Below are 13,014 nucleotides of genomic sequence, written 5' to 3'. Positions count from 1 at the left end.
GCTTAGGCCAGCAGCGCGGCCAGCGCGCTCGATGCGAGGAGCGGGGGCGGGGGCGGCAGTGGTATAGCGCGGGCCACCGGCGTTGCGATCGGCGCAAGCCCGGCGCTCGCGACGGCGGCGAGGACCCTGCGGCGGTCGATCATGCTACCCCCTCCTTCGCGCCGACGGAGAGCCCCGCCAGATACAGCGCGCCGTCCAGCGCATCCCCCAACGGCTCGCTCAGCCGCGCGACGGTCCGCGCCCGCAGCCACGGGCGCATCGCCTGCGACAGGCCACCCAGCAGCGCGCAGCGGGTCGCGCCGCGTTCGAAGATCGTTTCGATGAAGCGCTCGATATGGCCAGCGGCATCCTCGACGATCGACCTGGCGATTACGTCGTCCGCCTCCGCATGCGCCATCACCAGCGGTGCGAAACTGCCATAGTCACGCGGGGTCGCCTGATCCATCCACGCGATCGCTCGGGCGGTATCGTGGCCGAAGCGTTCGGTCACCGCCGCGCTCAGCGGCGTCGCGCGCGTGCGGCCATCCAGCGCCCGCATCGCATGGCGCATCGCACTGAGACCCAGCGCGGCACCGCTACCCTCGTCCGATATCGGGAAGCCATAGCCCCCGATCCGAAAGGTCTCGCCGTTGACGCGCACCAGAGCGATGCTCCCCGTGCCGATGATCAGGATCGCGCCATCGGCACCGCCGTGCGCCCCCAGGTTCGCAATCTCCGCATCACTTTCGAAGACCGTGGTGGCGAAGGGAAAGGCGAACCCCTCCAGCGCCGCGCGCACGCCGGAGCGGGAAATCCCGGCCACGCCCATCGCCGCGCTGGTCCGGGCCACATCCGCCGCGGTGAGACCGGCCTGCCGCACCACACAATCGGTCACGTCGCGCAGCGTCGCATGCAGTGCGATCAGCCCCAACCCGGCATTGGCAGGCCCGGCCTGCGCCTCGGCCAGCACCCGACCGTTCGCATCGACCAGACGGCTGCGGCAATGACTGCCGCCAGCGTCCACGCCCAGGAAAAAACGCGTCATTCCGGTCCCCCGCTATTGCGTCTGCACCTCTTCCAGCGTCGTGCGGAAGCGGCCGTCCAGCCAGTCGGTGATTTCGCGCGCGGCCGGATGGTCGATGGCACCATAGCGCGCGCGCAATTCGGCATGGCGCGGCCCCAGATTATCGAGCCCCGTATCCTGCAGCGGCAGGATGTCCCGGCGCAGCGTCGCGGCGAAATCGGGCCCCAGCACCGTTGTCGCCGCCGTCAGAAACGCCTGACCGTAGGCATAATCGTCTCCCTCGCGATAGCTTGCCGCCAGCGTCAGCGCCGGGATGCATGACAGCAACGGTTGCGAGGCGGGATTGATCGCATGGCCGCTGACATGGTTTCGGATCGCCGCGGATCGCCCGGTAAAGGCGCGCAGGTGAAGATATTGCGACATCCGCACACCATCGTTGACCGGATAATTGTCCCACAGGCAGACTTTGCGGCCCAGTTCGTCCTGCACCCGCTTCAGGTGCGCGACACCGATCTCGCGCGAAATCACCTCTTCGCCCGTCCAATAGACCTGGACACGCCGGTCGAGAAACCGGCCGAGATCGGCCAGATATGCCGGCGGGCGGCGGCCCCAGGCGCGTTCGAGGATGGGATCGTCCGAATAGAAGCTGGGGCAGAAGAACACCCGGCTGGCGCGGGTGGCGTTCGCGCAAAAATCGACCAAGTCCGCCTGGCTGCGCGCCAGATCGGGCAGTTCGGCGGGCAGATCGTCGAACAGGATGGCGAGGTCGTCGAGACCCAGCGTGTCGAGGTGCGCGAGCTTCCGCCGCAGCGCCGCGCGTGATGCCTCATCGAAGGGATGCGTGCTGCCGACCGGGGTCAGCGCTACGCCGAAGCGCACGCCCCGCGCCCGGCACTCGGCGGCGAAAGCAGCCAGCGCGGCGAACTGCTCGGGCGGGTGGGGTTCCTGCCAGCGTCGGCGTAGGAAGGGGTCGGCCTTGGGCCCGTAATGGTAGAATCGATAGCCGGCCGGGGCGAGCGTTCGCAGGACGGTGGTGCGATCGGCCCAGCTCCACGGCTTGCCGAACAGACCTTCGATCACGCCGAGGTTCACTGTCATAGCCGTACCTTTCTGCCGTCCCAGATCATTGGCCAGACGCCGCCACCACGCCACGCAACACCGTCTCGCGCAGCGCATCGAGCGATGGATATGGCTCGCCATCGGGACGATGGACGCGATTGGTGAGCAAGACGACGGTCAGCCCCAATTGCGGGGAGACGGCGAACCACGTGCCCGTAAAGCCGGAATGGCCGAAGAAGGGCGCCGCGATACCGGCGAGCTGCGTCTTGCGGAAGCCGAGCGCCTGATCGGGATCGAACGGCGTCTGCTCGAACGCCGACACCGTCGCGGCCGGCGCCAGCCGCCAGCGGCCGTAGCAGCCGCCGTTGCTCAGCACCTGCGCGTAGCGCGCAACGTCCGTCGCCGTCGAGAACAGTCCCGCATGTCCCGCGACGCCGCCCCAGCCGAGCGCGGCATTGGCGTCGTTAGCCTCGCCGACCAGCACCCGGCTGCGATAGCCCGAAAACGGCTGTGCCGGTGGGTAGGGGGCCTGCGGATAGGGTTTACCCGTTTCCGCCATCCGGCGCTGGTACGCATCCCCCTGCGACGTCGCCGCGGCTCGTCGGCGCTGACCCGCGTCCGGCAGGAACCCGGTGCCCGTCATGCCGAGTGGCCGGTAGATCTGCTCGCGTACGTAGCGATCCAGTGGGATCCCCGATACCTTGGCGACGACTGCGCCCAGGATCATGAAGCCGAGGTCCGAATAGGCAAAGCGCGCCCCTATGGGATAGCGCAGCGGTAGCGCCGCGAGATAGGGCAGGGCGCCTCCCGAGGGTACGCGATGCAGCCACGTCGGCTGCCATTCCCACACTCCGCTGCGATGCGTCAGCAACTGGCGCACGGTGATGCCGGCCTTGTCGGTATTGCGGAAGGCGGGCAGCAGCGTGCCGAGTCTGTCGTCGAGCGACACCTGCCCGCGCCCCACGAGGTGAAGCATCGCGGCGGTGGTCGCCTCCACCTTGGTGATCGACGCCATGTCGAACGGCGTATCGACCGTCATCGGCCGCGGCGGGGAGAGGGGGCGTAGATCGCCCTCCGGCGTGGAGGTCAGCGTCTGCGCATTGCCGAAGGCGACGCGATGCACGATCGCGCCATGATGCGCGATCAGCAGCACCGCGCCGGGGTACAGCGTGCCGACACCCCCCCGCACGGTGGAGTCAATCGATGCGAACCGCGTGTCGGGCCTTGGCGACTGATCGTGGAGGATCGGACAGCTGTCGGCCGCGGCCGCCGCACCGGCGGGCGAGGCGGCGAGACATGCCGCCCCTGCTACCAGCCACCCGACCCGCGAGAGGCGGTGGAAGCGGGCTCTGGCCGCGCCGCGGATCGTCCTGCCGTCCATGTCAGCGCGCATAGCATGACCGGTGCCGGCAACCCATTCCACCATGACGCCCGCCCATAACGAAGCGTCATAGGCTGCTTTCGCGACCGCGTTGGTCGACGGGATCGTCAGCGTTGCGCGACGTTGGTCGACCGGTCGCGGTCGGGCAGCTTATGGTCGGGGTCGAGTTCCGCCTTCACGACTGTTCCTGCGGGAACGGAGACTGCGGTCGATGCCTGACGGATCCAGGTTTCCGCGGGCAGGCGGACATCGCGTGTCGTGCCGTTCGCATAGGTCACGCGCAACGTCGCCGGCATCACCAATCGGTCGCGCGACGTGACCCGGACCAGCGGCGTCCCGTCCTTCGCCGTCTCGATCCCCGTCACGGCGAGATCGAGCTGCCAATTATGTGCGTACCAGCCGTTCCACCAATAGGACAAATCCTCGCCCGCCTCACTTTCCATCGCCCGGAAGAAGTCCGCGGGCTGCGGGTGGCGATAGGCCCAGGCGGCGATGAACCGGCGGAAGGCGGGGTCGAAACGGTCCGGCCCCAAGATCTGTTCGCGCAGCAGCACGAGGCCCAGCGCCGACTTGAAATAGGTGACCGGGTGCCGCCACTTTTCGATCACCGTATCTGCGCGGGACAGGATCGGCGGCGCGGTGGGATCGGCCAGGACGGGGAGAATCTCGTCGACCGGATTGCCGCCGCCTTCGGCATATTCGCTGTCGCGCTTGGGCGCATATTCGCCGCGATTGAAATCGTCCGACTGATAGACGTCGATGAACGTGTTGAAGCCCTCGTCCATCCACGCATGCCGCCGTTCGTCGAAGCCGACGATCATCGGAAACCAATTGTGCCCGATCTCATGCGCGGTAACCCAGAATAGCTCCTTGCCCGCATCTTCGGGCGCATCGAAGACGATGCCGGGATATTCCATTCCGCTGGTCGGGCCGGCGACATTGATCGCGGCCGGCCAGGGATAGGGATACCAGCGTGCCGAGAAGCGCTCGATCGTATCCTTCACATATTCGGTCGATCGGCCCCAGCGCGCGGTGCCGGCGCTTTCGGCGGGGTAATAGGACATGGCCAGCGAAGTCTTGCCGTCCGGTAGGCGGATACGCGCTGCATCCCAGGCAAAGGCGGACGAGGCCGAAAACGCGACGTCGCGCGTATTCTGCATGCGGTAATGCCAGGTCAGCGTGCCGGTGTGTCGCGGCCGTGACGCCGGGGCGCCGATCTCCGCGACGCTGCGGATCGGCACGGTCGTGTCGCTGCGCCGCGCCGCATCCAGTCGTGCGGCCTGCGTCGGGGTCAGGACCTCGCGCGGGTTCATCAACTCGCCGGACCCCGCCATCAGCATTGATGCCGGCAGCGTCACCCAATAATCGAAGTCGCCATATTCGAGGTAGAATTCCTGGGCGAGATACGGCGCCGTGTCCCAACCGCGCACGTCGTCGTACACCGCCATGCGCGGATACCATTGTGCGATGTCGTAAATCTCGCCGTCACGCGATCGACCCCAGGATGTGCGTCCACCCCATTCCCCCGGGATGGTGTAATGATAGCGGATCGTGACAACCGCCTTCGCATGCGGCGCAAGCGCCGTCGGCAGCCGCAGCTGCGCTCGCGTATCGCTGACCAGCGGCGTGACCGACACGGCCTTGCCGCTCCCGACCGCGACGCCGACCGCATCCAGCGTCATCCCGTCGGTATGGCCACCCGCCGCACCGCCGCGCGCCATCCCGCCGCGCGAGCCGGGCTTGTAGAGGTTCTGATCGATCTGCAGCCACAGGACGTCGAGCGTATCGGGGCTGTTGTTGGTATAGGTGATCGTTGCCGTCCCCGCGATCGTCTTGGCGACGGGATCGAGCGTCACGCGCAGCTGATAATCGGCGCGATTTTGCCAATAATCGGGGCCGGGCAGCCCGTTCGCACTGCGATAGCGGTTGATCGGCTGCGCCATATCGAACGGCGCGAACGTCTCGCGCGGTTGATAGTCCTGCGCGCTGGCGGCCGTGGCGGCCAGCGCGATCAGGAGCGGTGCGGGCCTCAACGGTCCAGCTTCGGCATCACGCGTTGCGAGACCAGCGCCTCTTCCGCGGCGCAGCCCTGCGGCCGGGGCGTCGCGGGATCGGCGCGCAACCGGTCGATCTCGGCGCGTGCGGCGGCCAGGTCCTGTTGGAAGGCCGGCTTGGTCCGCACCAGCGCCATCGTCGCGCTCGCTGACAGCATGCCGCCCTCGACCGCGCTTTCATTATGCGCACCGCAGACGAAGCGGCTGTCGCCATAGGCCCGGCCGCGCCGCAGGATCGGCCCGGCGCGATCGGGCGCCAGTTCGGTGAGGATCAGCGCCCAGGTCCATCCCCAGGTGGTATGCCCCGACGGATAATCGTAACTGTCGGCAAGCTGCGCGATGGGTTGGCACACCGGCCCCTTGTCCTGGTGATAGGGGCGGGCGCGGCGGTAATAATTTTTGGCGATGTTGGTCTGCGCGGCCGTATCCGCACCGGCGCGGGATATCAGGCGCAGCGTCAGCGGTGCGGTTTCCGGGGTCAGCGCGATGCCGACCGCGCAGCTGAAGTCGCGCATCAGCGCCGGCCGCGAGGTATCGGCGTCGTTCGTCGCGAGCTGCCACCGCGGTGTGCCGACCAGCTTGCGCGTCGCGCGGAAGATGATCCGGTCGGTCTCATAGCGGGGATCGCCCTTGCGCGGCGCCGGTTCGAGGACATGCGTCACGTCGAACTCCCCGGCGCTGAGGTAACCGGGATTGTCGCTTTTCGCGGTGCTGCCCCCCGCCGCGAAGGCGACGAGCAGGCCGCTCGCGACGATCGCGGCAATACGGATGGGACGGCGGGTGACGGGCGAGGGGAGGATGTCGATGGGCATGACCGCACTCGGATGTGAAACTCGGCGGTGACTTTGTATCATTCCCGCCGGCTCCACAACCGGCTGCGATCATGCCGATGGCTGTTCGTCGCTAAGGCGCCGCGCGCCGCTCGATCCAGGCATATAGGCTGGGTAGCAGCAGCAACGTCAGGATCGTCGAGGTGATGATCCCGCCGATCACCACGGTGGCGAGCGGACGCTGCACCTCCGCCCCCGCGCCCGTCGCGATCGCCATCGGCACGAACCCGACCGAGGCGACCAGCGCGGTCGACAACACCGGCCGCAACCGATCGTGCGCGCCCTGCCGCACCGCGTCCTCGACCGGCAGCGGATCGCCCTCGCGTCCATCGCGCAGCGCGTTGATATGGTCGATGAGGACCAAGCCGTTCAGCATCGCGATTCCGGACAAGGCGATGAAGCCGATCGCGGCGGTGATCGAAAAGGGCATGCCGCGCAGCCACAGCGCCAGGACGCCGCCGGTCACGGCAAAGGGGATGCCAGTGTAGACGATCGCCGCCTCGCGTACGCTGCCGAGCGCCGCATAGACCAAGGCGAAGATCAGGATCAGCGCCACCGGCACGACGATCGACAGGCGTCTCTGCGCCGCTTCCAACTGGTGATACTGGCCGCCGAACTCGATGCGATAGCCCGGCGGCAGCTCCACCTGCCCGTCGATCGCGGCTTTCGCCTTCTGCACATAGCCTTCGAGATCGCTGGTCGACAGATTGACCATCAACGCGGCCCGGCGGTTCGTGTCGTCATGCAGGATCGGCTCGACGATCCGCGTCTGCCGCAGCCGCGCGACCCGCGACAGCGGCACCATGCCGTACTCGCCGACCCGCAGGGGCAGCGCGAGAATTGCCGAAGGATCGGCGCGCAGGCTTTCGGGCATGCGGATCACGATTGCGTGGCGGGCGGGGCCATGCGGGATGAAGCCCACCTCCGCGCCCGCGAGCGCGTCGCGGATCGCATTGTTGACCTCCTCGGCGCCGAGATTGAGGCGGATCAGCGCGTCGCGGTCGAGGTCGACGACGATGCTCTTCGGGCGGCCGGCCGTTTCGAACTCGACGCCCTCGGTGCCGGGCAGTTTCTCCAGGATGGCCTTCGCCTTCGCGGCCGCCTGCTCCAGCCGGTCGTAATCGTCGCCGTAAATCTTGACCGATACGTCGGCGCGGACGCCCTCCAGCATCTCGTTGAAGCGCATTTCGATCGGTTGGGCGAATTCAAAGTTCTGACCGGCGTAGACGCGGCGTGCGACCTTTTCGATGCCGGCGATCAGCTCCTGCTTCGTGCGCGGCATGCCATCGCCGGTCGGCCAGTCCTTTTGGGGGCCGTAGAAGATATACAGGTCGTTCTCGTTCGGCGGCATCGGGTCGGTCGCCACCTCGCTGGTGCCGATGCGCGAGAAGGTATGCGTGACCTGCGGATAGGCACGGCGGATCGCAGCCTCGGTCCGCTGTTCGATCGCCAGGCTCTCTTCCAGCGACATGCCCACCGGGCGATAGACCATGGCGGTGATCGCGCCTTCGTCGAGCTGCGGCGTGAACTGCGATCCCAGCGTCTTGAACACGAGGAAGGTCGCAGCGAGCAGCGCCACCGCCCCGATGACGAGCAGTAGCGGGTGCGCCAGCGCCCGGTTCAGCACGGGCGTGTAGACGCGCTCCGCCATGCCGACGAAACCCTTGTGGTGATCGTCCTGCGCATCGGCAGCGGGGGAGCGGAGGAGCCATGCCGACAAAGCCGGGACGATCGTGAAGGTCCATGCGAGCCCGGCGACGATGGCCAGCATCACCGCCTGCGCCATCGGCTGGAACAGCTTACCCTCGACCCCGCCGAGGCTCAGCACCGGCACATAGACCAGAGCGATGATCGCGATGCCGAAGAAGGTCGGCCGCGCGACCATCTGCGCCGCATGCGCGACGACGTCGCGGCGGTCGTCCGCCGTCAGCGCCCCGCCCTTTTCCTGGCGACGCACGGCCATCAATCGCAGGCTGTTCTCGACCACCACGATCGCGCCATCGACGATCAACCCGAAGTCGAGCGCGCCAAGGCTCATCAGATTGCCCGACACGCCGATCGCATGCATGCCCGATACGGTGACGAGGAAGGCGAGCGGAATGACGAGCGCCACGATCAGCGCCGCCCGCCAATTGCCCATCACGAGCAACAGTACGAGCGCCACCAGCAGCGCGCCTTCGCCCAAATTCTTTTCGACCGTGTGGACGGTGCGATCGACCAGATCGGCGCGGCTATACTGGCGATCGATCACCATGCCCTTGGGCAGCGCCGCGCGGATGCCGGGCAGCGCGTCCTCGACCGCCAGCGCGGTTTCGCGGCTGTTTTGCCCGACGAGCATCATCACGGTGCCCAGCACCGTCTCACGCCCGTTCTGCGTCGCCGCACCCTGTCGCGGGGCCGCGCCGATCACGACATCGGCAAGGTCGCGCACCTGCAAGGGCAGTACGCCAGCGGCGAACTTGACCGGGATCGCGCCGATCTGCGTCGCGTTCAGCACGCGCGCGTCGGTGCGGACGGTGAAGCGTTCGGGCCCGCGCCGGATGATGCCGCCGCCCGCATTCTCGACATTCTTCGCCACCGCCGCGGCAAGCTCGCCAGCCGTGACGCCATGCAGCCGCAACCGCACCGGATCGGGCGAGACGACGAACTGTTCCTCCAGCCCGCCGTTCGAATTGACGTCGGCGACGCCCGGCACCGCGCGCAGCATCGGGCGGACGGTGTATTCCTGCGCCTCGTACAGCTCCATCAGCTGGCGCTGCGCGTCCATGCCCGGCGGCGGGCGGCGCCATTCGAGCGTATAGTAGTAAATCTCACCCAGACCGGTGGTGATCGGGGCGAGTTGCGGCGTGCTGCCGGGGGGCAATTGGTTCTGCACCGCCGTCAGCCGTTCGGTGACGAGCTGGCGCGCCTTCAGCTGATCGGTGCCGTCCTTGTAGAGCAACGTGACTTGGCTGAGCCCGGTCTTGGTCAGCGAGCGGGTCTGGTCGAGCCCAGGCTGGCCGCCCATCGCGCGCTCGATCGGCAGCGTCACCAGCCGCTCGATCTCCTCCGGAGCCAGCGCGGGCACCTGCGTGTTGATCTGCACCTGCACGCCCGTGATATCGGGGATCGCATCGATCTGCAGGTTGATGAACGACCACAGGCCGGCTGCGGCAACCAAGGCGGTGACGAGCGCCACCGCAAGCCGGTGGTGCGTGACGTAATGCAGCCAGCGGTTCATCGCGCCAGCGGTTCCCCGCCGTTGAGCGCGCGTAATTGCAGCAGCGCCTCCAGTGCCTCGCGCCGGGTGTCGAGCATCGCGTTGACCGCCTCGACATAGCTCTGCTGCATCTGCGTGTAGGTGGTCAGCGGGATGGCGCCCAACCGGTAGTTGCGATCAGCATCGACCGCCGCCTGAGCAAAGCGCTTGGGCGTCTCGCCGTCCCATTGCGCCAGCGCCTCACGCTTCGCCGCATATTGCGCCGCCTGATCGAAGACGTCGCGCGCGATCCGGCGTTCGGCATTGATCAGCGTCGCATTGGCCTGCGCCTGCCGACCCTGTTCGACCGCGACCTCACCCGCCTGCCGGTTCCACAGCGGAATACTGGTCGACAGGCGGACGCCGTAATTGGTTTCGCGGATGTCGGACCGGGCCCGGTCGTAATAAGGGCCGACGCTGACCGTCGGGATACGCGCTTTCTTCGCCAGATCGACGCGGAGCCCCTGCTGCTCGAATTGCGCACGCAGCGCCTTCAGCTCGAAATTGTTTTCGGACGCGCGGTTCGCAAGCACTTGGCCAGAGGGCAGGGCCGGCAGCGTCATATCGGGGCGGACGATGCGGATGCGGGCGGCGAAGGGCGCGCCGCGCAGCTGGTTGAGTTCGTAGAGGATCGAATTGGCCTCGGCATCGGCCGTCGCGGCGGTGCGCTCGGCGCCGATCGCGCTCGCCACCAGTGATGCAGCCTCCAGCTGCGGCGACGGCCCGGCGGGATCGCGCGAGACGATGACCTTCGCCAGCGTCCGCATCCGCCCGGCGACCTCGCGCGCAGCCGCGGCCTTTTCGTCCGCGGCAAACAAGCCATAGCCCAGCGAACGCGCGCGCGCGGCGAGCGTCGCGTCGAACTGCTGCAACCCGATCCGCGCCAGCGCCACCTGTCGATCGGCGATCGCCCGGCGCAGCGCGATACGCCCGCCGAACTCGATCGGCTGAACGACCGACACGGCGTAGGTCAGCCCTTCGCCGGTGACGGCGCCGCTGGTGACGTCCTGTGCGCGACGCTGGCCGAATTCCACCACCGCCTCGGGATCGGCCCAGCGCCCGGCCGCATCGCGTTCGACCCCCGCCGTCTCGATCTGCCGCTGGTAGAATTGCCGTTCGGGATTGTGGGTGACGACGTCCTGCGCCAGCGCATCGAGCGATAGCGCAGTGGACTGGGCCGCCGCGGGCGACGCCGCAACCATCAGACAGACGCACGCAACGGTCCGCATCGCAAACTCCGGATTCCTGTTGCCCGGCTGGTAGGCATCGGCGCGGCCAGGTGTCGACTAAATCAGGGTTTATTTTCCGGGACCGATCGCCGTCTGGCAGAATGTCCGTGTCCCCAGCCAAAGCGTGAGGAGCGGTCAGCGGCGCGCACGCGGGTCAAACCTAAATTGCTATTCAGTTGACCCCGACCCAGCCGCCCGGCGATCAGACCGGTCATGGCGCGCATCCTGCTTATCGAAGACGACGACGGCACCGCCGACGAGATCGGCCTCGAGCTGAGGTCCAGCGGTCATGACGTCACGCGCGTCGCCGCACTGGAACCGGCACGGACGTTATCGGCCGGCGAGCCCTTCGACCTGCTGATCCTCGATCGCCAGCTGCCCGATGGCGAGGGGCTGGAGCTGCTGTCCGACCTGCGACGGAACGGCCAGCGCACGCCTGCGCTGGTGCTGAGCGCGCTGGGCAGCCTGGACGACCGGGTGCGCGGCCTGCGCGCGGGTGGCGACGATTATCTGCCCAAGCCCTTTGCGCTTGTCGAACTGGTCGCGCGGGTCGAGGCGCTGCTGCGCCGGCCCAACGATACGCGGGCGACGCGGTTAATCGCCGGGCCGCTGGAGCTGGACCTGCTGGCCGGCACCGCGACGCGGGCCGGACGCCCGCTGGGCCTGCTGCCGCGTGAACTCAAGCTGCTCGACTATATGGTTCGCCGCGCCGGACAGATCGTGACCCGCGCGATGCTGTTGCGCGACGTCTGGGGCTATAGCTTCGAACCCGACACCAATGTCGTCGATGTCCACCTCGGTCGCCTTCGCCGCAAGATCGATGGCGAGGGCGAGACACCGATGATCCGCAACGTGCGCGGCCAGGGGTATGTCCTTGACGCGCCGCTTTGATCCGCGCACCCGATCGACCTGGCGCTGGGGCGGGGCGCTGGCGGCGATGCTGGTCGTCCAGTCGCTGGTGATGACCGCCGCCTTCTGGATGCTGGCCAACGGCAGCCACCGACGCGCGATCGAACATGCGCTTGGCGAGGATTGCGCCTTCTTCGCCTTGACCCCGGCGGAAGAGCGGCCCGAGGAATTGCGCGAAAAGCTGACGCGCGACATCCATCGCGATCGGTTCCTGGGGCTGTTCGATGCGCGCGGGCGCCTGATCGCGGGGAATATCGCGCGCCTTCCGACCGCGCCATCGAAGGGGCGATCGTTCATCGCCGACCTTGCGCCGACGGAATTGCCCGGCAAGCGAAGCGACGAAGCGCGCGTCATGGTCTGCCCCATGCCCGATGGTACGCGGTTGCTGACCGGTATCGACCTCGACGATACCGAAGAGGCGTTGCAGCTGATCTGGCAGTCCTTGCTGCTGGGGCTAGTGCCGGGCGTGCTGCTCGCGGTCGCCTTCGGCTTCGTCGCCGGGCGCCGCGCTGCGCGGCAGGTGGATACCGTCCGCCGCCTCACGCAGCAGATCGTGTCGGGGGATTTGGAACAGCGTCTGCCCGTGGCACCCTATCCCGACAGTTTCGGGCTATTGTGCGCGCATATCAACACGATGCTTGATCGCCTGCAGCAGTTGGTGGGCGACGTGCGCGGGATCGGTGACGACATCGCGCACCAGATGCGGACGCCGCTCACGCGCCTGCGCGCCCGGATCGATCGGGGGCTGCGCGATGCTGCCGATCCCGCGGCATTCGCCGCCGTCGCGGATCAGGCGCTTGCCGAGATCGACACGCTGCTTGGCATCGTCAGCGCGCTGCTGCGCCTGCGGGAGATGGAGGACCATGCCCGCCGCAGCCGCTTCGCGCCGGTCGACCTCGCGCGTCTGGTCGACGATGCCTGCGATCTGTATCGCCCCGCCGCGGAGGATCGCGGCCTGACGCTACACTGCTCGATCGCGCCGGTGCCGCCGGTCGAGGGCGACGCCAGCCTGCTGATGGAGGCGATCGCCAATCTGATCGACAATGCGATGAAGTTCGGCCCGGCGGGCGGGACGGTCCACGTTTCGGTGGGGCCCGTGGGCGAGGGCGCGGTCGTCACCGTTGCGGACGATGGCGAGGGCATATCGCTCGCCGACCGCGCCTTGGTGACCCAGCGCTTCTATCGCGCCCGGTCCGATGGCGGCGGCGCGGGGCTGGGGCTCAGCCTCGTCAAGGCGATCGCAGACCTGCACGCCTTCGACCTCCGCTTCGCCGACACGGGCAGCGCGGTGTCGCTGGTCGTCAGGTAACG

The 13,014-nt window shown here is 67.9% G+C and carries 10 protein-coding genes; 2 read left to right on the top strand and 8 right to left on the bottom strand.

Annotation, left to right across the window (positions count from 1 at the left end):
* Window positions 1-2 precede the first annotated feature (2 nt).
* The 8 genes from SPHME3_RS21365 to SPHME3_RS0112565 form a co-directional block, all read right to left on the bottom strand.
* Complete coding sequence (locus tag SPHME3_RS21365) at window positions 3-143, bottom strand: hypothetical protein (protein WP_018250754.1); 141 nt, start codon at window positions 141-143, stop codon at window positions 3-5.
* The gene (locus SPHME3_RS0112595) at window positions 140-1,024 is read right to left on the bottom strand and encodes a BadF/BadG/BcrA/BcrD ATPase family protein (RefSeq protein ID WP_017978799.1); all 885 of its coding nucleotides are present in this window, start codon (window positions 1,022-1,024) and stop codon (window positions 140-142) included. The genes SPHME3_RS21365 and SPHME3_RS0112595 overlap by 4 nt, the downstream gene beginning before the upstream one ends.
* Before the next feature lie 12 nt (window positions 1,025-1,036).
* On the bottom strand, window positions 1,037-2,101 hold the full coding sequence (locus SPHME3_RS0112590; protein ID WP_017978800.1) for a beta-N-acetylglucosaminidase domain-containing protein: 1,065 nt from the start codon (window positions 2,099-2,101) through the stop codon (window positions 1,037-1,039).
* 25 nt (window positions 2,102-2,126) lie between these two features.
* Window positions 2,127-3,488, bottom strand: coding sequence for a serine hydrolase domain-containing protein (locus SPHME3_RS0112585; RefSeq protein ID WP_018250753.1), 1,362 nt, complete (start codon window positions 3,486-3,488; stop codon window positions 2,127-2,129).
* Between the two features lie 62 nt (window positions 3,489-3,550).
* Entirely contained in the window at window positions 3,551-5,476 is a 1,926-nt protein-coding gene (locus SPHME3_RS0112580; protein ID WP_017978802.1) for a M1 family metallopeptidase, read from the bottom strand.
* Window positions 5,473-6,309 carry an acid phosphatase gene (locus SPHME3_RS0112575; RefSeq protein ID WP_018250752.1) on the bottom strand — a complete coding sequence of 279 codons (837 nt, stop codon included), beginning with the start codon at window positions 6,307-6,309 and terminating at the stop codon, window positions 5,473-5,475. Before SPHME3_RS0112575 ends, SPHME3_RS0112580 begins: the two co-directional genes overlap by 4 nt.
* 91 nt (window positions 6,310-6,400) lie before the next feature.
* Complete coding sequence (locus SPHME3_RS0112570; protein ID WP_018250751.1) at window positions 6,401-9,547, bottom strand: efflux RND transporter permease subunit; 3,147 nt, start codon at window positions 9,545-9,547, stop codon at window positions 6,401-6,403.
* Window positions 9,544-10,794, bottom strand: a complete 1,251-nt coding sequence (locus SPHME3_RS0112565) for a TolC family protein (RefSeq protein ID WP_020486496.1) — start codon at window positions 10,792-10,794, stop codon at window positions 9,544-9,546. Before SPHME3_RS0112565 ends, SPHME3_RS0112570 begins: the two co-directional genes overlap by 4 nt.
* Window positions 10,795-11,007: 213 nt before the next feature.
* Here SPHME3_RS0112565 and SPHME3_RS0112560 point away from each other — a divergent pair, with 213 nt between their 5' ends.
* The gene (locus tag SPHME3_RS0112560; protein WP_017978806.1) at window positions 11,008-11,685 is read left to right on the top strand and encodes a response regulator transcription factor; all 678 of its coding nucleotides are present in this window, start codon (window positions 11,008-11,010) and stop codon (window positions 11,683-11,685) included.
* Window positions 11,663-13,012, top strand: a complete 1,350-nt coding sequence (locus tag SPHME3_RS0112555; RefSeq protein ID WP_017978807.1) for a sensor histidine kinase — start codon at window positions 11,663-11,665, stop codon at window positions 13,010-13,012. Before SPHME3_RS0112560 ends, SPHME3_RS0112555 begins: the two co-directional genes overlap by 23 nt.
* The last annotated feature ends 2 nt before the right edge of the window (window positions 13,013-13,014 follow it).

Source organism: Sphingomonas melonis DAPP-PG 224, from assembly GCF_000379045.1.
Taxonomy (GTDB): domain Bacteria; phylum Pseudomonadota; class Alphaproteobacteria; order Sphingomonadales; family Sphingomonadaceae; genus Sphingomonas; species Sphingomonas aquatilis.
The sequence above is the reverse complement of the archived record's forward strand: the minus strand, read 5'-3'. Positions and strand labels throughout refer to the sequence as shown.

Excerpts from the sequence above, each read along its gene's own strand:
- SPHME3_RS21365 (WP_018250754.1), bottom strand. The coding sequence starts at position 143 with ATGATCGACCGCCGCAGGGTCCTCGCCGCCGTCGCGAGCGCCGGGCTT.
- SPHME3_RS0112595 (WP_017978799.1), bottom strand. The coding sequence starts at position 1,024 with ATGACGCGTTTTTTCCTGGGCGTGGACGCTGGCGGCAGTCATTGCCGC.
- SPHME3_RS0112590 (WP_017978800.1), bottom strand. The coding sequence starts at position 2,101 with ATGACAGTGAACCTCGGCGTGATCGAAGGTCTGTTCGGCAAGCCGTGG.
- SPHME3_RS0112585 (WP_018250753.1), bottom strand. The coding sequence starts at position 3,488 with ATGGTGGAATGGGTTGCCGGCACCGGTCATGCTATGCGCGCTGACATG.
- SPHME3_RS0112575 (WP_018250752.1), bottom strand. The coding sequence starts at position 6,309 with ATGCCCATCGACATCCTCCCCTCGCCCGTCACCCGCCGTCCCATCCGT.
- SPHME3_RS0112570 (WP_018250751.1), bottom strand. The coding sequence starts at position 9,547 with ATGAACCGCTGGCTGCATTACGTCACGCACCACCGGCTTGCGGTGGCG.
- SPHME3_RS0112565 (WP_020486496.1), bottom strand. The coding sequence starts at position 10,794 with ATGCGGACCGTTGCGTGCGTCTGTCTGATGGTTGCGGCGTCGCCCGCG.
- SPHME3_RS0112560 (WP_017978806.1), top strand. The coding sequence starts at position 11,008 with ATGGCGCGCATCCTGCTTATCGAAGACGACGACGGCACCGCCGACGAG.
- SPHME3_RS0112555 (WP_017978807.1), top strand. The coding sequence starts at position 11,663 with ATGTCCTTGACGCGCCGCTTTGATCCGCGCACCCGATCGACCTGGCGC.